General features: G+C 68.4%; 25 protein-coding genes. 14 read left to right on the top strand and 11 right to left on the bottom strand.

What is annotated here, in order from left to right; all coding sequences use genetic code 11:
* Window positions 1–36: 36 nt before the first annotated feature.
* Both JOF29_RS33885 and JOF29_RS33880 read left to right on the top strand, forming a co-directional pair.
* Window positions 37–747: an ABC transporter ATP-binding protein gene (locus JOF29_RS33885; protein ID WP_209698442.1), complete on the top strand. Its 711-nt coding sequence runs from the start codon at window positions 37–39 to the stop codon at window positions 745–747.
* Entirely contained in the window at window positions 747–1,514 is a 768-nt protein-coding gene (locus tag JOF29_RS33880; protein WP_209698441.1) for an ABC transporter permease, read from the top strand. The genes JOF29_RS33885 and JOF29_RS33880 overlap by 1 nt, the downstream gene beginning before the upstream one ends.
* A 52-nt stretch (window positions 1,515–1,566) precedes the next feature.
* Here the strand turns inward: JOF29_RS33880 and JOF29_RS33875 are convergent, their stop codons facing one another.
* On the bottom strand, window positions 1,567–2,757 hold the full coding sequence (locus tag JOF29_RS33875; protein ID WP_209698440.1) for a PstS family phosphate ABC transporter substrate-binding protein: 1,191 nt from the start codon (window positions 2,755–2,757) through the stop codon (window positions 1,567–1,569).
* Window positions 2,758–2,900: 143 nt separating this feature from the next.
* Between JOF29_RS33875 and JOF29_RS33870 the strand changes: the two genes are divergently transcribed.
* From JOF29_RS33870 to JOF29_RS33860, 3 genes are all read left to right on the top strand, one after another.
* Window positions 2,901–4,520, top strand: a complete 1,620-nt coding sequence (locus JOF29_RS33870) for a sensor histidine kinase (RefSeq protein ID WP_209698439.1) — start codon at window positions 2,901–2,903, stop codon at window positions 4,518–4,520.
* Window positions 4,517–5,173 (top strand): response regulator, encoded by a 657-nt coding sequence (locus tag JOF29_RS33865; protein ID WP_209698438.1) that lies wholly within the window; start codon window positions 4,517–4,519, stop codon window positions 5,171–5,173. Before JOF29_RS33870 ends, JOF29_RS33865 begins: the two co-directional genes overlap by 4 nt.
* Window positions 5,174–5,356: 183 nt before the next feature.
* The gene (locus JOF29_RS33860; protein ID WP_209698437.1) at window positions 5,357–6,553 is read left to right on the top strand and encodes an alginate lyase family protein; all 1,197 of its coding nucleotides are present in this window, start codon (window positions 5,357–5,359) and stop codon (window positions 6,551–6,553) included.
* A 56-nt stretch (window positions 6,554–6,609) separates the two neighbouring features.
* Here the strand turns inward: JOF29_RS33860 and JOF29_RS33855 are convergent, their stop codons facing one another.
* A complete protein-coding gene (locus JOF29_RS33855; RefSeq protein ID WP_209698436.1) occupies window positions 6,610–6,906 on the bottom strand; it encodes a DUF1349 domain-containing protein in 297 nt (98 codons plus the stop codon).
* Window positions 6,907–7,079: 173 nt separating this feature from the next.
* Between JOF29_RS33855 and JOF29_RS33850 the strand changes: the two genes are divergently transcribed.
* Window positions 7,080–7,271, top strand: a complete 192-nt coding sequence (locus JOF29_RS33850; RefSeq protein ID WP_209698435.1) for a hypothetical protein — start codon at window positions 7,080–7,082, stop codon at window positions 7,269–7,271.
* A 336-nt stretch (window positions 7,272–7,607) separates the two neighbouring features.
* On the opposite strand, the gene JOF29_RS33845 is transcribed toward JOF29_RS33850, so the two are convergent.
* Window positions 7,608–8,453, bottom strand: coding sequence for an alpha/beta fold hydrolase (locus JOF29_RS33845; RefSeq protein ID WP_209698434.1), 846 nt, complete (start codon window positions 8,451–8,453; stop codon window positions 7,608–7,610).
* Window positions 8,454–8,525: 72 nt separating this feature from the next.
* On the opposite strand from JOF29_RS33845, the gene JOF29_RS33840 reads away from it, so the two are divergent.
* Complete coding sequence (locus JOF29_RS33840; protein WP_209698433.1) at window positions 8,526–9,605, top strand: LacI family DNA-binding transcriptional regulator; 1,080 nt, start codon at window positions 8,526–8,528, stop codon at window positions 9,603–9,605.
* A complete protein-coding gene (locus tag JOF29_RS33835; RefSeq protein WP_209698432.1) occupies window positions 9,595–10,659 on the top strand; it encodes a LacI family DNA-binding transcriptional regulator in 1,065 nt (354 codons plus the stop codon). Before JOF29_RS33840 ends, JOF29_RS33835 begins: the two co-directional genes overlap by 11 nt.
* On the opposite strand, the gene JOF29_RS33830 is transcribed toward JOF29_RS33835, so the two are convergent.
* The 5 genes from JOF29_RS33830 to JOF29_RS33810 form a co-directional block, all read right to left on the bottom strand.
* Window positions 10,643–11,158, bottom strand: a complete 516-nt coding sequence (locus JOF29_RS33830) for a LacI family DNA-binding transcriptional regulator (protein ID WP_209698431.1) — start codon at window positions 11,156–11,158, stop codon at window positions 10,643–10,645. The genes JOF29_RS33835 and JOF29_RS33830 overlap by 17 nt on opposite strands.
* A gap of 5 nt (window positions 11,159–11,163) precedes the next feature.
* Window positions 11,164–12,723, bottom strand: coding sequence for a DUF3502 domain-containing protein (locus tag JOF29_RS45685; RefSeq protein WP_209698430.1), 1,560 nt, complete (start codon window positions 12,721–12,723; stop codon window positions 11,164–11,166).
* A 27-nt stretch (window positions 12,724–12,750) separates the two neighbouring features.
* Window positions 12,751–13,659: a carbohydrate ABC transporter permease gene (locus tag JOF29_RS44895; protein ID WP_209698429.1), complete on the bottom strand. Its 909-nt coding sequence runs from the start codon at window positions 13,657–13,659 to the stop codon at window positions 12,751–12,753.
* A gap of 14 nt (window positions 13,660–13,673) precedes the next feature.
* Window positions 13,674–14,594: an ABC transporter permease gene (locus JOF29_RS33815; RefSeq protein WP_209698428.1), complete on the bottom strand. Its 921-nt coding sequence runs from the start codon at window positions 14,592–14,594 to the stop codon at window positions 13,674–13,676.
* A 117-nt stretch (window positions 14,595–14,711) separates the two neighbouring features.
* Window positions 14,712–15,695, bottom strand: a complete 984-nt coding sequence (locus JOF29_RS33810) for a hydroxyacid dehydrogenase (RefSeq protein WP_209698427.1) — start codon at window positions 15,693–15,695, stop codon at window positions 14,712–14,714.
* A 141-nt stretch (window positions 15,696–15,836) separates the two neighbouring features.
* Between JOF29_RS33810 and JOF29_RS33805 the strand changes: the two genes are divergently transcribed.
* Complete coding sequence (locus JOF29_RS33805) at window positions 15,837–19,256, top strand: discoidin domain-containing protein (RefSeq protein ID WP_209698426.1); 3,420 nt, start codon at window positions 15,837–15,839, stop codon at window positions 19,254–19,256.
* A 32-nt stretch (window positions 19,257–19,288) separates the two neighbouring features.
* Here the strand turns inward: JOF29_RS33805 and JOF29_RS33800 are convergent, their stop codons facing one another.
* The 3 genes from JOF29_RS33800 to JOF29_RS33790 all read right to left on the bottom strand — a co-directional run bounded on the left by JOF29_RS33800 (window position 19,289) and on the right by JOF29_RS33790 (window position 20,468).
* Window positions 19,289–19,609: a helix-turn-helix domain-containing protein gene (locus JOF29_RS33800; protein ID WP_245359720.1), complete on the bottom strand. Its 321-nt coding sequence runs from the start codon at window positions 19,607–19,609 to the stop codon at window positions 19,289–19,291.
* Between the two features lie 126 nt (window positions 19,610–19,735).
* Window positions 19,736–19,924, bottom strand: a complete 189-nt coding sequence (locus JOF29_RS43905; RefSeq protein ID WP_245359718.1) for a type II toxin-antitoxin system RelE/ParE family toxin — start codon at window positions 19,922–19,924, stop codon at window positions 19,736–19,738.
* Between the two features lie 190 nt (window positions 19,925–20,114).
* A complete protein-coding gene (locus JOF29_RS33790) occupies window positions 20,115–20,468 on the bottom strand; it encodes a hypothetical protein (RefSeq protein ID WP_209698425.1) in 354 nt (117 codons plus the stop codon).
* Between the two features lie 218 nt (window positions 20,469–20,686).
* Between JOF29_RS33790 and JOF29_RS33785 the strand changes: the two genes are divergently transcribed.
* From JOF29_RS33785 to JOF29_RS33765, 5 genes are all read left to right on the top strand, one after another.
* Window positions 20,687–22,591 carry a glycoside hydrolase family 43 protein gene (locus tag JOF29_RS33785; protein ID WP_209698424.1) on the top strand — a complete coding sequence of 635 codons (1,905 nt, stop codon included), beginning with the start codon at window positions 20,687–20,689 and terminating at the stop codon, window positions 22,589–22,591.
* A 22-nt stretch (window positions 22,592–22,613) separates the two neighbouring features.
* Window positions 22,614–23,669, top strand: a complete 1,056-nt coding sequence (locus tag JOF29_RS33780; RefSeq protein ID WP_209698423.1) for a LacI family DNA-binding transcriptional regulator — start codon at window positions 22,614–22,616, stop codon at window positions 23,667–23,669.
* 146 nt (window positions 23,670–23,815) lie between these two features.
* Window positions 23,816–24,736 (top strand): carbohydrate ABC transporter permease, encoded by a 921-nt coding sequence (locus tag JOF29_RS33775; RefSeq protein WP_209698422.1) that lies wholly within the window; start codon window positions 23,816–23,818, stop codon window positions 24,734–24,736.
* A 5-nt stretch (window positions 24,737–24,741) separates the two neighbouring features.
* Window positions 24,742–25,596 carry a carbohydrate ABC transporter permease gene (locus JOF29_RS33770; protein ID WP_209700147.1) on the top strand — a complete coding sequence of 285 codons (855 nt, stop codon included), beginning with the start codon at window positions 24,742–24,744 and terminating at the stop codon, window positions 25,594–25,596.
* Window positions 25,597–25,607: 11 nt separating this feature from the next.
* Entirely contained in the window at window positions 25,608–26,960 is a 1,353-nt protein-coding gene (locus JOF29_RS33765; RefSeq protein ID WP_209698421.1) for an ABC transporter substrate-binding protein, read from the top strand.
* Window positions 26,961–26,966 lie beyond the last annotated feature (6 nt).

Below are 26,966 nucleotides of genomic sequence, written 5' to 3'. Positions count from 1 at the left end.
ATGCCCCGGCCCGGTGCCGGAATCCAGGCTGAAGTCATGATCGAACTGACCAACCTCAGCAAACGCTACCGATCGGCGCGGGCCGTCGACGACCTCAGCCTCACCGTGCGGCCCGGACGGGTGACCGCGTTCCTCGGCCCGAACGGCGCCGGGAAGTCGACGACGTTCCGCCTGCTGCTCGACCTGGACCGGCCCGACTCCGGCACGGCGCTCGTCAACGGGTCCCGGTACGCCGCACTCGGCGAACCGCTACGGGAAGTCGGCGCGCTCCTGGACGCGAACGGCCTGCACGGCGGGCGGTCGGCGTACCACCACCTGCTCTGCACCGCCCAGGCCGGACGGATCCCGCGGCGCCGGATCGCCGAGGTGCTCGGGCGTACCGGGCTGACCGACGTCGCCCGCCGCCGGGTCGGCGGGTTCTCCCTCGGAATGCGGCAACGGCTCGGGATCGCGGCGGCGCTGCTCGGTGATCCGGCCGTCCTGCTGCTCGACGAACCGATGAACGGCCTCGATCCCGAAGGCATCCGCTGGATCCGCGGACTGCTCCGCGACCTCGCCGGCGAGGGCCGGACCGTCTTCGTGTCCAGCCATCTGATGAGCGAGATGGCGCTCGTCGCCGACCACCTCGTCGTGCTCGGCCGCGGCCGGCTGATCGCGGACGGGCCGCTCGCCGAGTTCACCCGCGACGGACGGTCCCTGGAGGACGTCTACCTCGACCTCGCCGACTCCGACTTCAGGAGCAACTGATGATCCCCGTCGTCGCCTCCGAGTGGACCAAACTCCGCTCCGTCCGCTCGACGCCGTTGAGCCTGCTCGCCGCCGCGGCCGTGTCGATCGCCGGGGCGCTGTTCTCGGCGACCGGGCGGGCCGCCGGCTACGCTGCCCTCTCCCCTGCCGACAAGCTCGCCTTCGACCCGGTGAACCTCAGCTTCGACGGTCTCGCCTTCGCCCAGCTCGCCTTCGGAGTCCTCGGTGCGCTGGCGATCACCTCGGAGTACACCACCGGGCAGATCCGTACGACGTTCACCGCCGTACCGCGCCGCCTCGCCGTACTGCTGGCCAAGGCCGCGGTCACGGCGACGACCGCGATCGTTGCCGGCGGCGTGCTCGCCTTCGCCTGCTTCTTCGTCGCGCAAGCCGGTCTGCATCGAGAACACCTGGACGTCTCACTCGGTTCGCCGGGGGCACTCCGAGCGGTCCTCGGCGCCACCGCGTACCTGCTCACCCTGACCCTGCTCGGTGTCGGTCTCGGGGCGCTGATCCGGCATACCGCCGGCGCGATCAGCACGTTGTTCGCTCTCGTTTTCATCCTCCCGGTGGTGGCCGCCCGTACCTCCGACTGGGCCACGTGGCCCACGAAGTGGAACCTCTGGTCGGCGGGCAACGCCCTCATCAGCACCCCGGCACCGCCGCCCAATTCACCGAGTCTGCTCCAGGGCCTGCTCATCTGCGTGGCGTACGCCGTGCTTCCCCTCGCCCTGTCGCTGGTCCTCGTGCTGCGCCGCGACGCCTGAGCTCCCTGGCTGTCCCGGCGCGCGCCGGGACAGCCGTCGAGCCGCTGTCCGCTCAGGGCAGGGATCGCAGTTGCTGCGCGGACGCCGCGCTCTGGAAGCCGCGAAGCGGGAGGAACACGCCCTGGTTGCCGACGACGCGCTGCCCCTGCTTGCTGATGACGAACTTGATCAGCTCCTTCATCACCGGGTCCATCGCGCGGCCCGGCGCCTTGTTCAGGTTCAGGTAGACGAGCCGGCTCAGCGGGTACTGCGCCGACGCGACGTTCTCGTACGTCGGTGCGTACGCCGGATCGTTGTCGTGGTTGCTCAGCGACAGCACCTTCACCGGCTGGTCGACGTACGCCATGCCGGTGTAGGCGATGCCGTACGGGTCCTTGCCGACGTGTTCGGCCTGCTTGAAGACCGTCGTGTCCCAGGAGACCTGCGGATCGGTACCCGCGGCCCGCCACTCGCCACGGTTGCCGTTGTAGTCGAGCACCCGCTCGCGGACGAACTCCTCGAACCCGTTCCACGGCTGGATGCCGTAGATGTGGATCGGCTTGTCCTTCCACTCCCCGGTCAGCCCGAGGTCGCCCCAGGTACGGATCGGCGTACCGCCGCGGTTGTGGGTGGTGGACAGCAGCCGGTCGAGCTGGTCGAACGACAGCCGGTTGACCGGGTTCGCCGCGTTCACCACGAAGCCCATCGAGTCGAGGAAGCCGAAGTGCCGGTAGCTGCCGCCGGAGATCGGGATCGACGTCGGGCCGTAGCCGAACTTGGCCCGGAACGCCACGTCGTCGGACGGCTTGAGTTCCCGGGACACGAACACGCAGTCGAGCTTGCCGTCGATCAGCGCGAGCGCACCGAGGCTGCCGGCGTACGGCGGATCGAGGTTGATCTTCACCTTCGGGTACAGCTGGGTGAACTCCTTCACCCAGTCCTTGGACAGCGCCGCGAGCACGTCGGACGCGCCGCAGTTGTAGGTCCCGCTCAGCTTGTTCTTCCCGAGCGGTTTGTACGCGGCCAGGCTGCTGTCGAGGGTCGGCTGGAGCAACTCGGGCGTCGGCGTCGGCCGGCCGTGCGCCTGGTTGTACTTGTCCTGCTCGTCGGTCTGCTTGGTCACCGTCTGCTGCGGCGCGACGGCCCAGATCGTCAGCTCCTTCGCGTTCAGGTCGGGCACGGCCAGGGCACTGACTGCGCCGGCGGCGGTAAGAGCCGCGCACGTCACCAGGATCGTCGCGAGTCGTACCGGGCGTTGTCTCATGCTGTCCTCCTCGTTCGGTGGACCGTCACGGTAGGAAAGAGCATTGGCCCGGCCTACATTGCGCGCGTTCCCGGCGTTGAGTTCATAAAGAACACAGGCGCTCGCTGATCCGCCGGCGCGGCGTTCGCACTATGGTTCGGGCTGTGCGCCTGATCAGTGTCGCCGTGCGGAGGCCGCGGCTGCGGTTGCGCGACCAGTTGCTGCTGCTGGTCACGGCGCTGGTCGCCGCCACGCTCGTCACGTCGGTGGTGATCGCGACGTACGTCGTCCGCGCGATCGTGCAGCGGCAGTTCGAGATCCGGGCGCTGACGATCGCCCGCGGGGTCGCGCTGGACAACCGCTACGCACAGTGGCTCGGCGATGTGCCCACACCCGGCGGACCCGTGCAGCTCGAGGCCGAGCGGGTGCGGTCCGGGACCAACGCGCAGTACGTCGTCGTCGCCGACACCTCGGGCATCCGCTACAGCAGTCCGGATCCGGCGGCGGTCGGCGACCGGATCCGGACCGACCTGACCGCCGTACGCACCGGCGGTCAGCTGATGACGATCGACCAGGAGGCCTCCGGTACGTCGGCCACCGGCAGCGTCCCGTTGCGCGCCGCCGACGGGCGGATCGTCGGGACCGTGAGCGTCGGCCTGGCGATGAGCCGGGTCAACGAACGCGTGTGGACGCTCACCCGCCAACTCGTTGCCGGAGGCAGCGTTTCGCTGCTGCTCGGGATCGGCGGCGCGATCGCACTGGCCCGGCGGTTCCGGCGTACCACCCACGGCCTCGAACCCGCCGAACTGGCCGACCTGCTGCGCGGGCAGGAGGCGGTGCTGAGCGGTGTCCGCGACGGGGTCGTCGCCGTGGACCCGAGCGGCATCGTCACCGCCTGCAACAGCGAGGCCGAACGACTGCTCGGTGCTCGGCCGGCCGGCCGGCCGGTCCGGGACGCCGGGCTGCCCGAGCCGGTCGTGGCGCTGCTGACCCGCGATGACGCGCCGGTCGGCGAGACGACGGTGATCGGCGACAACACCGTACGGGCGACCCGGCTGGCCGTCGTCCGCGACGGCACCGACCTCGGGCAGGTGCTGGTACTGCGGGACCACTCGGACCTCGACAGCATCGCCCGCGAACTCGAGGCGACCCGCGCTCTCACCGACGCGCTGCGGGCCCAGGCCCACGAGCACAACAACCGGATCCACGCGGTGTCGGGCATGCTCGGGCTCGGCCACGTCGACGAGGCCCGGGACTACCTCCGGGAGCTCGGCGGGTCCACCACCGTCTGGGGCGACCGGATCGCCGATCCGTACCTGGCCGGGTTGCTGACCGCGAAGTCGGCCGCCGCCTCGGAGGCCGGAGTCCGGCTGCGGCTCGGGGACACGACCTGGGTCGACGGACGCCTGACGCAGCCGCTGGACTGCATCACGGTCGTCGGCAACCTGGTCGACAACGGCATCCGCGCCGCCGCCGGGTCCGGCGGCGCGTGGGTCGAGATCACGCTCGCCTCGGACGGGCACGCGCTGGTCGTGCACGTCGTCGACTCCGGTACCGGCGTACCGGCTGGGGCGCGGGACGAGATCTTCCAGCCGGGCTTCACCACCCGGGAGCTCGCCCGCGACGGCCACGGGCTGGGGCTCGGCCTGGCCCGCCGTACCGCCCGGCGGTACCGGGGCGACGTACTGCTCGCCGACCCGGGCGGATCCGGAACGCACGGCGCGGTCTTCTCGGCCCGCCTGGAGGACGTCGTCGCGGCCCCGACGACGGCGGTACTGCCATGAAGCTCCGGGTGCTCGTGGTCGACGACGACTTCCGGGTCGCGAAGCTGCACGCCGACGCGATCGACACGCTCGCGGACTGCGAGGCGATCGGCCAGGCCCGGAGCGCGACCGACGCGCTCCGCCTGGCGCGGGCCCAGCGCCCGGACCTGGTGCTGCTCGACGAGTACCTGCCGGACGCGCCCGGTACGACGCTGATCGGCCGGCTCGGTGCGCCGTGCATCATGATCACCTCGGCGAACGATCCCGGGACGGTCCGCCGGGCGTTCGGGGCCGGTGCCGTGAACTACATCCTGAAGCCGTTCCCGATCGAGGTCCTCGCCGACCGCGTCACGGCGTACGCACGCAGCTGGGCGACCCTCACCGGACCGCGCCCGGTCGACCAGACGCAGATCGACCACGCGTACGCCGTCCTGCACAGCGGCGACCTGTCCGCGGCCAAGGGACGCTCGCAGGAGACCACCGCCCTGGTGCGGGACATCCTGATCGCCGCCCGCGGCTCGGTCACCGCGGCCCAGGTCGCCGACGACGCCGGCATCTCCCGCGGTACGGCCCAGCGCTACCTGGCCGACCTCGCCAAAACCGGCCGCGTCACCCTGACCCTCCACTACGGCTCCACCGGCCGCCCCGAACACCACTACACCTGGCTGCACTGACCGCCGGTCCGGCGGCGCGAAAATTTCGCTGGTCGTGGTTGCTATTGCTCGGGTTCGGCCTGCCTGTGCAAGGTTTCAGAACCCTCTCAGTGGAGTTGAGGAGTCCCGAATGATTGCAGGCACCACCCGTCTGCGCTTGCGTACAACACCTCGGCAGCACCGCCTACCGCCCCAAGGAGAGAGATGATCGATCGACGCACACTGCTCAGGTCGGCCGGCGCGATGGCTGCGGCCACCGCCGGAGTCGCCGTCGTCGGCGCACCCGCGGACGCCGCTCCGGCGACCTTCACCCACCCCGGAGGACTGCACAACTGGGGTGATCTCAACCGGGCCAAGGTCCGTGTTGCCGCTGGCAACGACCCGTGGTTGTCCGGCTGGAACCGGCTGGTCGCCAACGGGCACGCCCAGTCGACCTGGCAGCCGAACCCGCAGGCGACCGTCATCCGCGGCGGCACCGGCGAGAACTACGGCATCCTCTACAACGACATCCACGCCGCCTACCAGAACGCGCTCCGCTGGCACGTCCAGGGCACCGCGGCGAACGGCGACTGCGCCCGCAACATCCTCAACGCCTGGTCGTCCACACTGACCACGGTGACTGGCAACGCAGACCGGTTCCTGGCGGCCGGCATCTACGGGTACCAGTTCGCGAACGTCGCGGAGCTGATGCGCGACTACCCGGGCTTCGACCTGGCCCGGTTCAAGACGATGATGCTCAACGTCTTCTATCCGATCAACAACGACTTCCTGAAGAACCACAACGGTGCCTGCATCACGAACTACTGGGCCAACTGGGATCTCTGCACCATGAACTCGATCCTTGCCATCGGCATCCTCTGCGACGACGCCGCGAAGTACGACCAGGCCGTCAACTACTTCAAGAACGGCGCCGGCAACGGCTCGATCGCACACGCGGTGCCGTTCGTGTACGACGACCAAGGCCTCGCCCAGTGGCAGGAGTCCGGACGGGACCAGGGGCACACGATGATGGGGATGGGCCAGCTGGGCGCGTTCTGCGAGATGGCCTGGAACCAGGGCGACGACCTCTACGGGTACGACGACAACCGCTTCATGAAGGCCGCGCAGTACGTCGCGAAGTACAACCTGGGTGAGGATGTGCCGTTCACGAAGTACACCTGGGGAACCGGGCAGAACTGCGCCTATCAGGAGCACACGGTGATCTCGAGCGCGAGCCGCGGGCAGTCGCGGCCGGTGTGGGAGATCCTGCACTTCCACTACACGCGCCGCAGGAACCTCTCGGTGCCGTACATCTCGGCGATGGCCGCACAGGTCCGGCCCGAGGGTGGCGGCGGTGACTACGGCTCGACGAGCGGCGGGTTCGACCAGACGGGCTTCGGAACGCTCGCATACGCCAAGTAGACCCGCCAAGTAGAACCAACAGTGGCCCGGCCGTGACGGCCGGGCCACTGTTGTGCTCAGGACAGGGTCACGTTGTCGAAGACGGCAGTGGCAAGGACGAACGGGTCGCCGGAGACGACCGCGAGGCCGGCGTAGTACGGCGCTGCCCCGAAGGACGCGATCTCGCCCGGTACGCCGATCGCGGTCCAGTTCTCGCCGTCGGCGGAGACGTCGGCCGCGAAGACGTTTCCGGTACGCCGGATGCGCAGCCAGGCGGGCGTACCGGTGCCGGTCGCGGTGCCGCTCGCGGTGACGAGGCCGGTCGCGACGCGCAGTCGCTGGACGAACTGTGGTGTGCCGCGGTCGAGAACCACGCCCGACAGCTGGTCGAAGGGAGACAGCCGGGTACCACACCCTGCGAAACGACTCCTCACACCGCCGGACAGCGTCCGGCGCCCACCCGTCGTACCCGCTGTGCCGCAGGATCTCCGAAGCGTTCACGAACTTGAACACCTGCAACCCGGCACCGAGCTGACCGTCCGCGCCGGTGATCGCCGTCAGACTGCTCGACCACGCGTCCAGGATGTCCCGCGACTTGTCGGCGTACCGGACATCACGGGTCGCCGACCACATCAACGCGTTCTGGTACGCCGCCCCCGAATCGCTCACCGCCTCGTTCATGTGGTTCGCGGGCCCACGCCCCCACGAGGTGATCTGCCCGATGTTGCGGATCACATAGTCGTACGACGACCTGGCGTTCGCCGCCATCGCCCGGAATCCGTCGTACGCCGGACTCGCCTGGTCCGCCACACACCGCCGCATCCGCTGCAGGTCGTCGGCGTCGTGCAGCAGTCCTGGATGCCTGAACGCCGCAGCCGCAGCGGAGCCGGTGGATGCCGCGGGCGCCGCTGCGGCGGATCCGAGCTGAGCCGCCAGAACCGAGCCGCTGGAAGCGATGAGCAACGAGCGACGACTCATGGTCGACAACGAGGCGACATCGGATTTCGGCATCTGCACTCCTCCTCGAAAAACCGCTGATTGAGCGGCCAAGGTAATGAGAGGAACCCACAGCCGGTCAACGGCCCGGCCGCGTCCTACCCACACTGAAACTTTCGCTGCTGCCAGCATGTGCACGCGGCTCGGGGAGGGAGGTCAGCCAGCTTTCCAGTAGGGCGACGAACTGGTGCGGGCGTTCGTGGTGGAGGAAGTGGCCGCAGCCGGTCCACAGTGCGATTCGGGATCCGTACGGTAGCGACAGCCCGACGTCCCAGGCCGCCATCGACGGGACGGATCGCAGAGTCAGCAGCGGTTGCCCCAGGCCGGACAACCGAGCGCGGGCTGCCGGGCGTGCGCCGAATGCGTCCGGGTCCGTGTACATCCCCGCATAACTGTCGGCGAGCACGTGGCCCGGCGTCGCGAGCAACTGGTCGCGGACAGCACCGGCAGGCAGCCCGAGCTGCCGGACCGCTGCGGCGGCACCGTCCTTCCGCAGCGCAGCAAGACGGTCCGCGAACGTCGCCGCCTCGGCCTCGTCCGCACCGTACGCCGGATCCACCGCCACCACCGCACGCACCAGCTCCTGGTACTCAAGAGCGAGCTGGGCGACGATCTGTCCGCCCATCGAGTGGCCGACGGCAACGACCGGGCCGAGGTCCAGCCGCTCGACTACGCCCGCGAGATCACGCGCGTAGTCCGTCGGCCGGTATCCGTTCCGCAGTACCGGAGAGTGCCCGTGGCCCCGGAGATCCACCGTGACGACCTGGCGCCGGCCGAAGTCCAGGCCGCTCCAGGCGCGGGCGTCGCCGCCCCAGCCGTGGACCAGTAGCAGCGGATCACCGGCGCCGGTGTCGCCAGTCGACCGCGGTGGCCGGCCCGCGGCATGGAACCGGAGCGGTACCCCGGCTTCGACAATCGCCGTCATGAATGGCAGCATAGTTAACGTTTTCTACGCGGTGCAGGGGCAGAAATTTTCGAGCGGAACAGGAGTTCCCGCGTGGCCAGAGCGATCGCCGGAGGCCGTCCGACGGTGAAGGACGTCGCGGTGGCCGCGGGGGTCAGCGCGACGACGGTGTCGCGGGTGCTCGCCGGCAACTATCCGGTCAGCGCCTCGACCCGCAAGCGCGTGCTCCGGGCGGTGCAGGACCTGGACTTCGTGATCAACGCCCAGGCCCGTGCGCTCGTCGGCGGTTCGACGCGGACCGTCGCGTTCATCGTCCGCGACCTGGTCGGCCCGCTGTTCGCGTACATCGGGCAGGGCGTCGAGCAGCAGGCCACCGCCGAGGGCAGGGTCTGCCTGGTCTGTACGCATCACGGCGACGCCGACCGCGAGCTCGAGCTGATCGAACTGATGCGCGAGCAGCAGGCCGAGGCGGTCGTCCTGGTCGGTGGTGGATTGCGTACGCCGGAGCACCTCGAGCGGATGGCGCAGATCGCCCGTTCGCTGGAGCGGGTCGGCTCCCGGCTGGTGCTCTGCGGCCGCCCACCGATCGGCCCGGACGCCCCGTCGACCGTCGTCGAGTACGACAACGAGGGCGGCGCGTTCGCCGTGACGAACTACCTGATCTCGCTGGGCCATCGGCGGATCGCGTTCGTCGGCGCCGCGGAGCCGAACCACACCACCACCAGCGCACGCTTCGAGGGCTACACCCGGGCACACCGGGCGCACGGCCTGACCGTCGACGACAGCTTGGTGGTCGGCGGGACGTTCGACCGCGAGTCCGGCTACCGGCAGACCAAGGCGTTGCTGGCCCGCGACACGGGAACTGAGCCTGCGATGACCGCGATCCTCGGAATCACCGACATGGTCGCGAGCGGGATCCTCGCCGCGCTCCGCGAGGCGGGTCTGCGGGTCCCCGAGGACATCTCGGTCGCCGGGTACGACGACATCCCGCTGAGCGCGGACCTCAGCCCGGCACTGACCACGGTGCACATCCCCCACGAGGAGCTCGGACGCGCCGCCGTACGGCTGGCACTGCACCGTGACGAGTACGCGCTGGACCAGCATCTGCTGCTCGGGACGCACGTCGTGATCAGGGACTCGGCCGCTCCGCCCCGGGAGAACAATGCCCGCTAAGCGCAAGACCACCAACTCGCCGACGCTGGCCGATGTCGCCGCGCACGCGGGCGTCTCGCCGGCCACCGTGTCGCGCGTGCTGGCCGGCAACTACCCGGTCTCCCGCTCGGCGAACCAGCGCGTACTGCGGTCGATCCGCGAGCTCAACTACGCCGCCAACACGCATGCCAGAGCACTCGCCGGGGTGCAGTCGAAGACCATCGCGTTCATCCTCGCCGACGTCCGCGGGCAGTCGTTCGCGGACGCCGCGCACGGTGTCGAGCAGGAGGCCTCCCGCCGCGGCTGGCTGAGCCTGATCGGGACCAGCCAGGGCGACTCGGCACGGGAACTCGCACTCGTCCAGCTGATGCGGGAGCAGCGGGCGGGTGCGGTCATCCTGATCGGTGGCGTGACCAACGAGTCGGCCGACGATCGCGCGCGGATGACCGAGCTGGCGCGCTCGCTGCACGCCGCCGGTTCGCTGCTGGTGCTGTGCGGCCGGCCGGCGCTCGGCGACGACGTACCGACGGCCGTGATCGAGTACGACAACGAGCAGGGCGCGTACGCGATGACCAGCCACCTGTTGTCGCAGGGGCACCGCCAGATCCTGTTCCTCGGCGGTCCCGAGCGGCAGAGCACAAGCATGCAGCGCCTGGCGGGCCATCGCCGGGCGCTCCGCGACTTCGGCGTACCGGACGACGGGACGCTGGTCGAGCACGGGGTCTTCACCCGGACTTCCGGCTATCAGCTGGCCAGGAACCGGCTGGTCGTGGGCCAGGACTTCACCGCCGTCTTCGCAGCCACCGACGTCGTCGCCGCAGGTGTGTACGCCGCCGCGGCCGAGTTCGGCCTCACCGTCCCCGACGACCTCTCGGTGGTCGGGTACGACGACGTCGAACTGGCTCAGGACCTCCGCCCCAGGTTGACCACCGTGCACGTCCCGTACGAGGAACTCGGCCGGACCGCGGCGCAGATCGCGCTGGACCCCCGGCACCAGCAGCCGGACTGGACCGGCGACCACCGGCTCTTCACGACCCACGTCGTGGTCCGCAGCTCGGTCAGCCGGCTCGGCTGAGGTACTTGCCATCCAGGACGGCCGCCAGCACCTCGGGAATCGACGCTCGGGAATCCACCGCCACACAGGGGATCTCATAGGCCGCGAGGTAGGCCAACTGGGTGTCGGTGAACTCCACATCCAGACCGACCACCCCACGCGTACCACGGGCGAACAGCCGTTCCAGCCACAGCCGGGGCACCGGCTCTCCCCCGTTCACCGTCGTGACGACCAGCGCGAGCCCCGGCTCCCGGGCGGCGTCGGCCAGGCCGGCGAGTACTTCGCCGGCCCGGCCGCTGCTCTGGCTGGCGACCACCACGTCGACCAGTACGGACTCCTCGCGACGGTTGCCCGAGGCATCGGAATCCACCGGGTAGCCGGCCCGCCGCAGTACCTCACGTACCCGGGTCCGGGTCGCCGGCGCGACGTCCGGGTAGGCGCGCAGTACCTTCGACACCGTCGAGATCGACACACCTGCCTCGCGGGCGACCACCGCGAGCTTCCTCCGTGGGGCGGACACCGAGGTCACTGACCCTTGAGGTACGCGTTCGCCTGCTTCTCCATTTCCCCCTGCAGGTCGGCCAGCCCGGCCTTCTCGACCGCCTTCTTCAGCGTGTCGAGCCCCTTGTCGACGTCGACCGCGCCGATCCACAACGGGTTGCCGTACTGCGTCATCGCGGCGACGACCTGGCTGTCCTGCCGCTTCACCGGCGTCACGTCCGGGACGAACGACGCGTACGGATCGAAGGTGAAGTTGCCGTAGCTCTGCGCCCACTCGAACCAGGCGTTCTCGGTCGGCGTGATGTCCTTGATCTTCAGCTCGAGCTTCTGCCGCCAGCACAGCGCGAACCCCGGGAAGCCGTACTGCGTGAGCTGCTCGAACTTGTCGGTGCCGACCGGCTTCCAGTCCTTGCCCTCGACGCCGTAGCTGATCAGGTCGTGGTTCTCCTTGATCGAGACCCAGTCCTCGAGCTGCATCGCGCGTTCGCTGCTCTGGCCCTTGACGTTCAGCACGACGAAGTTGTCCGCCTGGAACGTCTGGTTCGGCTTCGCGGCCTTCCCGCCACGCAGCGGTACGACGTTCGCGATCTGCGCGGCCGGTACCGCCTTGCGCAGCGGCGCCAGCGACTGCGAGGAGAGACCGTCCGTCATCGCCCACCGGGTCGCGATCCGGCCGGCCTCGAACTGCGACCCGATCGTGCTCGAGTCGACGTTCAGCGCGTCCTTGTTGATGATGCCGTCGAGGTAGTACTGGCGGACCTTGCGGAGCGCGTCGACGACGCCGGGCGCCTCCCAGAACGGGATCGGGTGCGCCGACCCGGTGCTCTTGCCGTCCTGCGCGAGGAAGAACGGGAACGAGCCGCCGCTGAAGGTCTGCACGCTGACATGCGGGTTCTCCCAGTCGTGCTGGTTCAGCCAGCCGACCGGCGCGAACGCGACCAGCAGCTTCGGCATGTTCGAGGAGATCCCGACCGGGGTGATCTTCGCCTTCTGCTTGACGTCGTACCAGTACTTCTCCAGCTGGTCGAACGTCGTGATGTCGCCGATCCCGAGCTTGTCGGCGAGGTCCTGGCGGACGGTGAAGTGCTGGAACCGGGCGGCCGAGTTCACCTGCGGGATCCCGTACAGCTTGCCGGACCACTTGTTCTGGTCGAGCAGCTGGGGATCCAGGTGCTTGCTCAGGTTCGGGTACTTCGGGATCAGGTCGCCGACCGGGACCAGCGACTTGCTCGCGACCAGCTGGATCATGTTCAGCCAGCGGGCCTGCAGCGCGGTGTCGAACGTCTCGCCGGCGGTGAACTTGAGCAGCGTCTGCTGCTGGTAGTTCGACCACGCGGTGAACTGCGGCGCGATCGTGAAGCCGAGGTCCTTCCCGAGCTTCTCGTTGACCTTGGCAAGTACTGCGTCCCAGCCGGCCGGAGCATCACCGGGGAGCAGCAGCGCGAGGGTGTCCGCGGACTTGCCGGAACCGGACGAGGGCGAACCTCCGCAGCCGCTCAGACCGAGCGCGGCCGCGAGGGAAAGGCCGCCGCCGGCGGCCAGGAAGCCGCGCCTGCTGAGGCCGGCGGGAGATGTGGCGGGCACAATTCCTCCTGAAGAGTGGTGGAGCCGTCAGCCTTTGGTGGCTCCCAAGGTGATGCCTTTGACGAAGTAGCGCTGCGCGAACGGGTACGCGAGCAGGATCGGGCCGATGGTGACGACCGTGAGCGCGAGCCGGAGCTGGTAGACCGGCGTCGTCTGTTGCGCCGCTGCCGGCAGCATCTGCGAGAAGGAGACGTTCGAGATCAGGTTCTGCAACAGCAGCGGGAGCGGGTACTTGTGGACGTCGGACATGAACAGCAGCGCGGTAAACCACTCGTTCCAGTAGTGCACCGCGTAGAACAGCCCGACGACGGCCAGGATCGGCTTCGACAGCGGCAGCCCGATCCGGAAGAAGATCTGCAGCTCCCCCGCGCCGTCGACGCGGGCGGAGTCGAGGATCTCCTCGGGCAGCTGGCGGAACGCCGACACCTGGATGAACACCAGGAAGGGTGCCACCAGCAACGGCAGGATCACCGCGAAGTAGCTGTTCTGGAGTTTCAGGTACTGCGTGACCAGCAGGTAGAGCGGGACCAGTCCGCCGCTGAACAGCATCGGGATGTACGCGAAGATCGCGAGCGGCCGGCTGACGTACGGCAGCCGGCGGGCGATCACCCAGCTGAGGCCGGACGTGAAGCTGAGCGCGAGCGCCGTACCGACGAGCGTGATGAACACGCTGGCGACGTAGGCGCTGACCAGCGTCGGGCCGGTGAAGATCAGCTTGTACGCGGCCAGGGAGAACGGGTGCGGGAGCAGGCTGTAGCCCTTGCCGGCCAGGGTCTGCTCGTCGGTGAACGAACCCGAGAGGATCACCCAGAACGGGATCAGGCAGGCGATCATGAACAGTGCGACGCCGGCGATGCTGATCAGCGTGAACGGCTCCAGGCCACCGGCCCTTCGCGCCGTGGTCCGGGCTGTCGTCTTCGCGACGCTCGAGGTCACAGATGGCATGGTGGTCACAGCAGACTCGTCTCCTTGGAGTACCGGCGCTGGATCAGCACCGCGGTCGACACCAGCACGAAACCGACCACCGACTGGAACAGGCCGATCGCGGCGGTGGTGCCGAAGTCGCCGATCTGGCGCAGCGACCGGAACACGTAGGTGTCGATCACGTCGGTGGTCGGGAACAGCGTCCCGTTGTCGCCGACGATCGCGTAGATCGTGCCGAAGTCGCCGTAGAAGATCCGGCCGACGCCGAGCACCAGCAGCACCGCGGCGGTCGGCTTCAGCAGTGGAAGGGTGATCCGGAGCGCCATCTGCGCGCGGCTCGCGCCGTCGATCTGGCCGGCCTCGTAGACGTCCTCCGGGATCGAGGTGATCGCGGCCAGGAAGATCACGCTCATGTAGCCGCCGAGCTGCCAGACCTTGACGAACGTCAGGATCCACGGCCACGGCCCCGGCTCGGTGTACCAGCCGACCTCAGGCAGTCCGAGCCCGGTGAGCGCGTCGTTGACGACACCTCCGGAGCCGTTCGGCCCGGACAGCAGCACCTGCAGCATGATCGCGATCACGACCGGCGAGACGAAGTACGGGAAGAAGATCGTCGACTGCGCCGCACGCTTGAAGAACCGGCCGCGGATCTCGTTCAGCATGATCGCCAGCGTCACGCCGGCCGCCAGGGTCGCGGCCAGGAACAGCACGTTCAGCACGATCGTGTTCAGCAGGATCCGCTGCGCGTCGCCGGAGCTGAAGAAGTACCGGAAGTTCGCGAGACCGTTCCAGGGGCTGCCGAAGATGCCCTTGCTGATGTCGAACTCCTTGAACGCCACCACCAGACCGGCCAGCGGCGCGTAGCTGAACACCAGGAAGAACGCGACCGCCGGCAGCGCCAGCAATCCCAGCCGGAGGCTGGTGCGCAGTGGGGTTCGGGTGGTCATCTCCGGAGCTCCTTCGGCAGCTGATCTAGAAAGCGCTTTCCATCTGCCGATGAAGGTAGCGCCGTGGGTTTGTGACGTCAAGACCGTGAATCTGGATGGCAAACGTTGTCTTTGTCGTCAGGCGGCGCGGTCAAGGTCTGTCGCGCTGATGCCGAAGTGCAGCGGCTCGCCGGCCAGGAAGCGCTCGAGTTCTGCGGTCACGCAGCCGCCGAGCCGGGCGAGTTCGTTGCCGTGCGAGCCGGCGATGTGCGGCGTGACGAAGGCGTTCGGCAGCGTGAAGAGCACCGAGTCGGACGGCAGCGGTTCGGGCTCGGTGACGTCCAGTACGGCGCTGATCCGGCCGGAGATCAACTCTCCGATCAGCGCGTCGGTGTCGACGACCTGCCCGCGTGCGGTGTTGATCAACGTCGTACCGTCCCGGAGCAGGGCGAGTTCGGCAGAGCCCAGCAACTGCTGGGTTTCCGCGGTCAGCGGGGCGTGCACGCTGACGATGTCGCTGGTACGCAGCAGCGTGCTCAGGTCGACCAGCGGTACGTCGAGGTCGGCGGCGTACGGGTCGTGGACCTGGACCCGGAACCCGAACGGCCGCAGCAGTTCGAGGACCTGACGGCCGACCCGCGAGGCACCGATCAGCCCGACCGTCCGCCCGTGGTTGCCGATGCCGGGGTGGATGTGGCCGAGCTCGAACGTCCGCTCCCGCCGGTACCGCTCGCGCAGGTCGAAGGCGCCCTTGCCGGCCAGCAGGATCGCGCCGAGCGTGAACTCCGCGACCGGTACGGCGTTCGCGTCCACGGCGGACGAGACCACGATGCCGCGCTCCCACACCTCGCGGCTCAGGTGCCCCTTCACGCTCCCGGCGGCGTGCAGTACCGCCCGCAGTTTGGGTGCCGCCTCCAGGACGTGACGGTCGACGGCGGGGCAGCCCCACCCGGTGATCAGGACCTCCACCTCGGCCAGCCGATCCAGGTCGAAGCGGTCGACCGGTCCTTCCAGGCGCACCAACCGGTCGAGCCGGCGGCGGAGGTCCGGCGGGAACAGCGGCGGCCAGTGCTCGGCGGAGAGGGCGACCAGCGCCGGCGGTTTCGCGGGTACGGGAGACATGCGGTCAGATTGGCATAGAAAACGTTAACTATCAGCGGAGCAAAAATTTCGGGCGTTGCCGGGCGCTGGCGGTGGGTGGGTGCCGGTGCGAGGCTCCGACGCGCCTGTCACCACCCCGTCACACCCGCTGGAGAGTGTTCGATGGCTTGTCTCAGATCGATCGCACTGGCCGTCCTGGCCGTGCTCCTCGCTGTCGTCGGCGTCGTACCGGTCGCCGCCGCTGCACCCGCCGCTGATCCGCTGCCGGTACTCACCCCCGTGCGGTCGAGTGCCGGCTTCGTCCACCCAGGGCTGGCGGTGAGCGCGTCGTCGCTCGAACTGGCCCGCAAGCAGACCCGCGCGGGAGTCGAGCCGTGGGCGTCGTACTACGCCGCGATGACCGCCACGACGTACGCCTCGACGACGTTCAGCTCCCGCAACCAGGGCTCCGTCGTGGACCGGCCGGGGACCGCCGCCTTCAACTCGCAGGGCGTCGAGTCGAAGTTCATCGACGACGCGTTCCGCGCGTACACACAGGCGATCCTGTACTTCCTCAACGGCAACCCGGTCTACCGCGAGAACAGTCTGAAGCTGATCCGGATCTGGGCGCACATGGATCCGAACGGCTACGTCTACTACCCGGACGCGCACATCCACAGCGGCGCACCGCTGCTGCGGATGCTGGCGGCTGCCGAGATCCTGCGCTATTCGTCGGTCACCGCGCCGGCCGCCGACGGCTACGACCTGAAGTGGAGCGACGGCGACACCGCGGACCTCACCGGGAATCTGATCGTGCCGCTGACAAGTGCGTTCCTGTACCGGAACCGCAACTTCATGGGCCAGCACAGCTACTCGCTGATCGGCGCGATCGCCGGCTACGTATTCACCGACAACCTGCCGCGCTACCGCGAGGCAGTCGAGTGGTTCTCGGTGAACTCGGCGAACCCCGACGACGACACCAACGGCGCGCTCAGCAAGGTGATGCCGGTGATCTCCAAGCACGACCCGCGGAACCCGTACCACAGGACGTTCGTCCAGCTGCAGGAGATGGGCCGCGACCAGGCACACGCCTGGGACGACGTGACGATGCTGACCCAACTCGCCCGTGTCATCGACATCCAGGGCACCAGGCTGGACCCGGTCCGCGGCACCGTGTCGGCCCGGCCGGACGCGGTGTCGGTGTACGCCTTCGGCGGCGATCGGCTACTCCGCGGGGCCGAGCAGTTCTTCGCGTTCATGATCGGCAAGACCATCCCGTGGATCGATACCACCCAGCGCGGCGGCGTGCTGTCGCAGGCGTACCGCGGGCGGATCTTCGATCCGACGAACGAGCTCTACACGATCTACCGGCAGAAGCTCGGGCCGGCGATCTCCGCGGTCGCGCCGAGTATCACCGAGGTCGCCACCAGGCAGGACTCGGGCGCCCAGTTCTACTGGGGTACGTCGTCGTACAACTTCTGGAACAGCAACCCCGACTTCAACCCGGACTCGTGGCTGTCCTTCCCGGCCTCGGTCGCCGGTTCGGCGCCTCCGGTGCAGCGTGACGCGTTGGTGCAGGCGGAGACGCGGAGTACGCCGCTCACCCCGGGTACGTCGGTGCGCGACGGGTACGTGCGCATGCGGCCCCTGCGCGGCGGTACGACGATCGCCGTACGGACGATGCTGTACGACAACCGGAACGGGTACAGCCCGGTCGGCGTCCGGATCCGTACGAACGGTACGGCGACGCTGCAACTCCGGAAGGAGCAGGGGCTCGCTCCGTACTACACGCTGACGTTGCCGGACACGCACGGCGCCTGGCGGTACGTCACGTACGACATGGACACGAGCAAGCTCCGCGGGAACGCCGGCGGCGATTCGCTCGCGTACTACACGGTCACCGGGTCGCCCGCGATCACCGTCGACGTCGACGCGATCAACCTGCAGGCGAAGGACCAGCTCACGCCGCCGCAGTTCGCCCAGGGATCCGACGTACAGCTGCTCGCGGTGGCCGGCGAGCTCTTCTCCACAACACTGTCCGCCACCAACGCCCTGTCCTACAGTGCGGCTCTTCCCGCGGGGGCGTCGCTCGACCCGGCGACCGGTGCGTTGACCTGGCAGCCGAACCCTGGCCAGGTCGGTGACCACGACACGTTCGTCGTCGCCTCCAACGCGACCACGGATTCAGTACTGCGGGTGCGCCTGTCGGTCAGCGCGACTCGTCAGGACGCCGTCAACTCGGCGCTCACGGGCTACGACGCGGGAACGACGTACGTCCGGTCCACTCGTACTGCGGTCGAGTCGGCCAAGGCCGCGGCCGAGGCAGGAGTTGGGGCGGAACCGGCGACCTTCGCCGCGGATCTGGTCGCGCTGCAGACCGCGGTCGCGCACCTCGAGAAGCTGACCCCGACGCTGAGCGACGACGGCTCGTTCGACTACTGGGGACGGGCGACGTCGGCGTCGCTGTCACAGGTTGCCCTGGGCAACATGCTCGACGGCGACTTCAACACCTACTCCGGGGACCTGCGGGCGCCCGCGGTCATCGACTTCGGTGCCGTCTTCCGGGTCACCGCGGACGCCTTCGGGCTGCAGGCGCGGTACAACTTCGGTAACCGGACGCAGGGCGCGAACGTGTACGGCTCGAACGACGGCCGGACCTGGACGGTGCTGACGTCGCGGGAGACCACCGACACCTCGGGTCAAGGGTTCGCGCTGGAGAAGATCGCGGTCCGGGACGAGGTCAAGGGCCTCGGCTTCCGGTTCCTGAAGCTGCAGGTGGATCATCCCGGCCCGCCCACGGATCCGGCGTACCCAGGAATCTCCAGCTTCAGCGAGTTCCGGATCTACGGGCAGCGGGCGGAGGTCAGTACGGCGCTGAACGCGGTGTCGCTGTCGTCGTCGGACAGCGATCCGAAGCTGGCGCAGAACGGTGACAGGGTGACGCTGACGATGGCGGCCGCCGAGCCGCTGAGCCACCTGGAGGCGTCGATCGAGGGTCTCGCGGCGCAGGTCAGCCACACCGACGACCAGCACTGGACGGCGACTGTCACGCTGCCCGACGACGTCGCTTATGGTCGGGCGCTGCAGTTCACCGTCGACTACACGACCGCGGCCGGGCAGACCGGTGCGACGATCGTCTACACCACGGACGGTACGTCGCTCGCGCTCTGGAACACGCACGTCCGCACGGTGCCGATCCAGCAGAGCTGGGTGGTCGCGTCGAGCCCGGCGTACCCCGGCGTCGGCACCCCCGAGGCCAACGGCTGGCGAATGTTCGACGGCGACCTGACCACGTTCACCGACACCACGACCAGCACCGGCTGGGTCTCCGTCACTCCGCCGCCCGGTACAACCCTGACCTTCGACACGGTCCGCGTCCACCCACGCAGCAACCTCCCCGACCGCGCCAACGGTGACCTGGTCCAGGCCTCGACCGACGGCGGCACAACCTGGACAACCCTCACCACCATCACCGGCATCACCTCCGGCGACCAGTGGTACACCTACCCCCTGGCAACCCAAGCGACGTACCCAGCGATCCGAATCACCGACCCCCACGGCGGCTTCACCAACCTGGCAGAGATCCAACTACTAGCCGGCTGAGCTGTTCCGGCACGTCGCCCTGGGAGTCGGTACTAGCCGACCTTGAGCTGCTCGTCGCCGAAGTCGGCCACCAGGTGGAGCGTGCCACCGAGGGCGGCGACGTAGCGGTCGAGAACGTCTCGGGTGGAGACGTCACCCTTCTCGATCTGCGAGACGCGGGAAACGGAGATCCCCATCCGGTGTGCCACCTCTGCCTGGGTCAGGCGACGACGCTTGCGCAGCTCGGCAAGCCGCCAGCCACGGGCCCCGTCTCGCATTCGTTGCACTTCGCGGTTGAACTCGTCCGGGCCACCGGCCGTCTCGACGGCGCGCTCGAGGTGGTCGGTATCTCGCCACTTGCGGTACCCGCCCATCGCCCGATCTCCTTCCGGCGCTCCTTCAAACATCGCGTACGACTGCTCGGCCTGCGGTATCGCTTCCCGGTACCAGCGTTGCCACTGGCCGGCCTTGTCACCGGCGATCAGCAGGATCGCGGACCGCTACGGATCGAACACGAACAGAATGCGAACCTCACTCTTACCCATCGACCCCGGCCGCAGCTCCTTCATGTTCGGGATCGACGACGCAGTAATGGTGTCCACCAGCGGGCGGCCTTCAGCTGGACCGTTGCGCTCCAGCACAAGTATCGCCTGGTTGACCAGCTTGTGCGGTGGCCCGATCGCCCTCATACAGCGCTTCGAGGAACTGCTCCACCGCATCGGTCACGAGGATCTCCCAGGCTTCCACCGCAGCCCAAAGGGAGTCCTCTGAAGTTGGCCGAACGTGCGCGGACGGCTGCTTCTTTCGGTTGAGCTTGTGATTGACATCGCGACGGTGGGCGACCGGGGGTGTCACCCCGTGCTGCACTTCGCGTCGTTCCTACGTTGGCGTTGGGCACGAGTTCGGCGGCAGCGCGGGAAGGTGCTGGTGCTGACCGGTACGGCGACGCTGCTGCGGGTCGGCGTACTGCGAGAAGTCGTCCGGGCGCGCGCCGACGGCCGGGACCGTCGGCCGGCCGGACCAGTTGTGCACCGCGAGGCTGGCGCCGCGGCTCAGCAGCTTGCTGGCGAGTGCATTGCCGTCCTGTACGGCGGCCACCTGCCGCCGGTAGCTCAGCGCGGCAAGCTCGACGGCGGGGTCCGCCTTGACCTTCGCCCCGGCTCGGCCGCCGACCCCGACGATCCGGTCAACGCGACCAACGAACCAGCCACCAACGCCGCCGGCAGCCCCCACCGCAGCAGCTGAACAGGACGAACCGACACAACGCCCCCAGGTCCGAGAGTTACGAACGCGGGGAGTACGTCAGCGGTCTGCTCCGGAAGCCCCCTCACCCGAATGTCAATACGTGCAATTCGACACGCCCAGGGGTGGCGCGGGCGGCTCGATCAGCCGACTCTGTTCACGTAAACATTCCTGGTGGCAACCGAGGAGCAGATGTGCACAGGACTCGGATGGTGATTGGTGTGCTGCTGGCCGCGCTCGGCCTCAGCTTGTGGGTGGTGCCGACGAGTACGGCGGCGCCGAACGGCTCGTTCCGGCCGGGGCAGCCGTGGCTGGACACGGGCGGGAAGGTGATCCAGGCGCACGGTGGACAGGTCGTCGCCGCGAAGGACGAGGACGGGCGGCGGGTCTATTACTGGTACGGCGAGGACCGCAGCAACGGGTACTACAACAGCCCCGGCGTGCACCTGTACTCGTCGTACGACCTCTACAACTGGAAGGACGAGGGGCTCGCGCTGCGGGCGATGAGCTCGGTCGACCAGTTCGACAACGACAAGTACTTCGCGAAGCTCTACAAGCACTACACGCCCGCGCAGAAGGAGACCGTCTGGCGGGATCTGTCGACGAACAACGTGCGCACCGACGGCTGGGCGACCTCGTCGATCCTCGAGCGGCCGAAGGTCGTCTACAACAGGTCCACCGGCAAGTGGGTGATGTGGGTGCACTCCGACGGGCCGTCGTCGCCGACCAGTACGTCGAACTACGCGCGCGCCGAGGCCGGCGTGGCGATCGCGGACTCGCCGAAAGGCCCGTTCCGCTGGATCGACTCGTACCGCCTCGACCACGTGCCGAGCGACTCGGTCCCGTGGTGCGGCAGCGGATCGTCGTTCGACCCGGCCGGCGGGATGGCGCGGGACATGAACCTGTTCGTGGACGACGACGGTACCGCGTACATCATCTACTCGTCCGAGGAGAACCGGACGATGTACATCTCCAAGCTGAACAAGTCCTACACGTATCTGTCCGCGTCGCCCGACCGGGCCGTGCAGGGCAAGGACTTCACCCGGACGCTGGTCTGCAACCAGCGCGAAGCGCCTGCGATGTTCAAGTCCGAGGGCACGTACTACCTGCTGACGTCCGGCGCGACGGGATGGGACCCGAATCCGCTGCACTACGCGACCTCGCCGAACATCCTCGGTCAGTTCACCGATCGCGGCGTCCCGATCAGCGGATCCGGCGCGGCGACGACGTACGGGTCGCAGAGCACCAACGTGATCACGATCGACCAGAAGCAGAACAAGTTCCTGTTCATGGGCGACCGCTGGACGCCGAGCGATCTCGCGAACGCGCCGTACGTGTGGATGCCGATGACCTTCGGTGAAGGCGGTTCGCTGACCGTCGGCCCGGACACCGAGTGGTCGTTGAGCCACCTCACGCCGTACACGCGCTGGACCGTGACGAGCACGATCCCGGACCACGTCTGGCTCAACGACACCAGCAACCTGCCGTCTGCGGTCACGGTGACTACCGCGCGCGGCGCGCAACAGGTCGCCGTCACCTGGGACCCGGCGAGCGTCACGCAACCCGGACCCGGGAACCTGCGCGGCACGCTGGCCGACGGCCGGACCTTCACCCGCTCGGTCGTTGTGGTCCCCCACAATCTCCGGTACGCCGTGAACGCCGGCGGCACGGCCACGCCCGACTGGACCACGCTCGCCGCGCAGCAGCCGCTGCTCAACTCGGCACCCGAGCAACCGCTCGGCACCGACCCCAGCACCGGCACCACCTGGGGCTACACCGGATCCAGCGCCCCGTCCGGCACCGGCGACCTCTACACGACCCTCCGCTACGCCAAGAACCACGAGCCGCTCGTCTACACCTTCGGCGGCCTCGCCCCCGGCATCTACACGGTCCACGCCGGCTACTACGACCCCTGGCCGTGGGCGAACCGCGCGGCCCAGATAACAATCAACAACCGGATTGTCGACAATCAACGCCTCTTCACCGCAACCGGCACCGCCGCGTCCTACGCCGGCATCCAGGTCGGCGCCGACGGCAACATCACGGTCACAATCACCCCCACCCGCTCCCCCGACATCCAGCTCAGCTGGCTGCTGATCTCCCGCGACAACTGAGAACACTCCCTATATTGATCCCATGTCGAACCAGCCCAAGCCGTCGCGTCGCGGAGTCAAGGGGCATCCGAAGTCGGGGCCCTCGATCGGTGACGTGGCGCGCTTGGCCGGGGTCTCTGCGCAGACCGTCTCCCGGGTCTCCACCGGCGCGGAGCCGGTCCGCCCGGAGACGAAGGAACGCGTCCTCGAAGCCATGCGGCAGCTCGGCTACGCACCGAACCACGCCGCCCGCGCACTCCGCCGCGGGAACTTCCGCTCGATCGGGCTGATCGCGCACCAGGTGATCCGCACCGGCGAGTCGAAAACCATCGAGGCGGTCATCGAGGCCGCCCGCCGCGAGGGGTACTCGGTCAGCCTGGTCGACGTCGAGACGCCGTCGTCGAGCGACGTCAGCGACGCCGTGCAGCAGCTCAACCACCAGGCGATCGACGGGCTGATCATCATCCGCGCCGAGACCGCCACACCGACCACCCTCGCGCTGCCCCCGACTCTGCCGGTAGCAGTCTCGGACTCCCGGTTCATCGGCCACCACCCCGCGATCGGCGCCGACCAGGTCGGCGGCAGCAAGGCCGCCGTACAGCATCTGCTCGACCTCGGGCACAAGACCGTCCACCACCTCGCGGGGCCGGACGACTCCGGGCCGGCCGATCTGCGCGCGACCGCCTGGCGACAGACGCTCGAGGAGGCCGGCCGCAGGGTGCCGGCGATCCTCCGCGGCGGCTGGTCCGCGGACTCCGGGTACGAGCTGGGCAAGGTGCTCGCGAAGCGCAAGGACGTCACGGCCGTGTTCGCGGCGAACGACGAGATGGCGTGCGGGCTGATCCACGCACTGCACGAGGCCGGCCGCGGCGTACCGCAGGACGTGAGCGTCGTCGGCTTCGACGACATCGACCTGGCCGAACACTTCTGGCCGCCGCTGACCACCGTCCGGCAGCAGTTCCAGCAGATCGGCAACGAACTGGTCGAGCTGATCCTCCGGCAGCTCCGGCAGGGCGCCCCGCTGACCGACTTCCACGGCACGGTGGCCGCACCGCTGATCATCCGTGAGAGCACCGCCGCACCGCGTAAGCGCCGCTGATCGTCCGAGCACCGCCGCACCGCCGCACCGCGCAGGCCCCGCTGATTCCTACGTCACACATCGCTGGACATGTTCACGTAAACAGGCTAGCGTCCGGCTCAGATGTTTGCGTAAACAGAAACAAACAGAAACGGAGGTCGACGGACATGGCGGAGTCCGTGGCCCAGCGGGTGGTGGTACGGCCCGCGACCCGGCGGAAGCGGGCGTCGAAGGACGGTAAGGGGTGGCTGTTCGTCGGCCCGTTCCTGGCCGTCTTCGCGGTCACCTTCCTGGCCCCGATCGGGTACGCGATCTATCTCAGCCTGTTCCGTGAGCAGGCGTTCTTCGGCGGCCGCGCGTTCGTTGGCCTGAGCAACTACACCGAGGCGCTGCAGGACCCGAAGTTCTGGGAGTCCTTCGGCCGGGTGGCGATCTTCCTGGTCGTGCAGGTGCCGGTGATGCTGGCGCTGGCGCTGCTCGCGGCGCTCGCGATCGACAGCGCGCGGCTGCACGCGGCCGGCTTCTTCCGGATCGTGATCTTCCTGCCGTACGCCGTACCGGGCGTGGTCGCCGTACTGATGTGGGGCTACATCTACGGCGACAACTTCGGCCTCGCGGCGAACCTCAACGACCTGCTCGGTACGGCGCTGAAGCCGTTGAGCGGCGGCTGGATGCTGCCGTCGATCGCGAACATCGTCACCTGGGAGTTCGTCGGCTACAACATGCTGATCTTCTTCTCGGCGCTGCGGACGGTCCCCGGCGAGCTCTACGAGGCGGCCGCGATCGACGGCGCCAACACGTTCCGGACCATCCTCGCGGTGAAGCTGCCGGCGCTCCGCGGGGCGATCGTGATCGCGACGATCTTCTCGATCATCGGCAGCTTCCAGCTCTTCAACGAGCCGAACATCCTGCGCACGCTGGCGCCGAACGTGATCAACACGTACTACACGCCGAACATGTACGCCTACAACCTCTCGTTCGCCGGCCAGCAGTTCAACTACTCCGCCACCGTCGCGATCGTGATGGGCATCATCACCGCGATCATCGCGTACGTCGTGCAACTCCGCGGATCCAGGGAGGCCCTGTGAGTGTCATGACGTCGCCCCTGCGCCCGAAGCGCTCCAAGGTACTCACCGGCGTGATGGTGCTGTACCTGCTCTACACGATCGTCCCGCTCGTCTGGTTGTTGCTCAGCGCAACGAAAACCCAGGACGACCTGCTGTCCACGCCCGGCCTGTGGTTCGGCAAGAGCTTCGCGTTCTTCGCCAACATCAAGGACACCCTGACGTACGACAACGGGATCTTCCTGCGCTGGCTCGGCAACACGCTCCTGTACGTCGTGGTCGGCGCCGGCGGGGCGACACTCCTCGCGACGGCCGCCGGCTACGGGTTGGCGAAGTACAAGTTCGCCGGCCGCCGCGCGGTGTTCGCCGTACTGCTCGGCGCGGTCGCCGTACCCGGGACGGCGCTCGCCGTACCGACGTTCCTGATGTTCTCCAACCTCGGGCTGACCAACACCGTGTGGGCGATCATCATCCCGTCGCTGGTCAGCCCGTTCGGCCTCTACCTGATGTGGGTCTACTCCGCCGACGCGGTCCCACCGGAGCTGCTCGAGGCGGCCCGGATCGACGGCGCCGGGGAGGTCCGGACGTTCTTCACGGTGGCGCTGCGGCTGCTCAGCCCGGGCATCGTGACCACCTTGCTGTTCGCGATGGTCTCGACCTGGAACAACTACTTCCTGCCGCTGATCATGCTCAGCAAGCCGAATCTGTACCCGCTCACCGTCGGGCTCACCCAGTGGAGCAACCAGGCGACCGGAGTGGGCGCCCGTCCCATCTACAACCTGGTGATCACCGGATCGTTGCTGACCATCGTTCCGCTGGTGATCGCCTTCCTCCTTCTCCAGCGCTTCTGGCAATCAGGCCTGAGCGCCGGCAGTGTGAAGTGAAAGGAAACAGCATGAAGTCACACCTTCGTGGCCTCCGGCAGCTGGTGGTTGCCGGGGCCGCACTGACGGCGCTGGCCGTCGTCGCGGCGTGCGGCGGCGGATCGTCCAACAACAGTGCCAGCGGCGGCACGACCACAGGCTCTGCTGACGCGGTCGACGCCGCGTTGAAGGCGGGCGGCGAGCTCACGTACTGGAGCTGGACGCCGTCGGCGCAGGCGCAGGTCGACGCGTTCATGAAGCAGTACCCGAACGTCAAGGTGAACCTGGTCAACGCCGGCACCGGCAACGACCAGTACACCAAGCTGCAGAACGTGATCAAGGCCGGCTCGGGCGCTCCCGACGTCGCACAGGTCGAATACCAGGCACTCCCCCAGTTCGCACTGCCGGGTTCGCTGGTCGACCTGAACCAGTACGGGTTCTCGCAGTACGAGTCGTCGTACACGGCCTCCACCTGGGCCTCGGTCCACGCGGGCAGCGGGCTGTACGGGCTGCCGCAGGACTCCGGGCCGATGGCGCTGTTCTACAACAAGGAGGTCTTCGCCAAGTACGGCATCGCCGTACCGAAGACCTGGGACGAGTACGTCGCCGCCGCGAAGAAGCTGCACGCCGCGAACCCGAAGGCGTACATCAGCAACGACTCCGGCGACGCCGGGTTCACCACCAGCATGATCTGGCAGGCCGGCGGTACGCCGTTCAAGACCGACGGCAAGAACGTCACGATCAACCTGCAGGACGACGGCTCGAAGAAGTGGACCGCGACCTGGAACCAGCTCGTCACGGGCGGCCTGGTGTCGAGCATCCCCGGCTGGACCGACGAGTGGTACAAGGCGCTCGGCGACGGCACGATCGCGACGCTGCCGACCGGTGCCTGGATGCCCGGCGTGATGGAGTCCTCGGTGAAGGCCGGCGCCGGCAAGTGGGCGGTCGCGCCGATGCCGACGTACGACGGCCAACCGGCCACCGCGGAGAACGGCGGCAGCACCGAGTCCGTCCTCAAGCAGAGCAAGAATCCGGCCCTCGCGGCGGCGTTCGTCCGCTGGCTGAACCACGACGAGGGCGTCAAGACGTTCCTCGCCAGCGGCGGCTTCCCGGCCACCACGGCCGACCTGAAGGACCCGGCGTTCGTCGGCAAGGGCAGCGCGTACTTCGGCGGCCAGAAGATCAACGAAGTACTGACCGGTGCCGCCGACTCCGTGGTCAAGGGCTGGACCTACCTGCCGTACGAGCTCTACGCGAACAGCATCTACGGCGACACCGTCGGCAAGTCGTACCAGTCCAAGTCCGACCTGAACACCGGCCTGAAATCCTGGCAGGACGCGCTGGTTTCGTATGGTAACCAGCAGGGCTTCCAGGTCAACGGCTGACCGCCC

Source organism: Kribbella aluminosa, assembly GCF_017876295.1.
In the GTDB taxonomy this organism is placed as follows: domain Bacteria; phylum Actinomycetota; class Actinomycetes; order Propionibacteriales; family Kribbellaceae; genus Kribbella; species Kribbella aluminosa.
The sequence above is the reverse complement of the archived record's forward strand: the minus strand, read 5'-3'. Positions and strand labels throughout refer to the sequence as shown.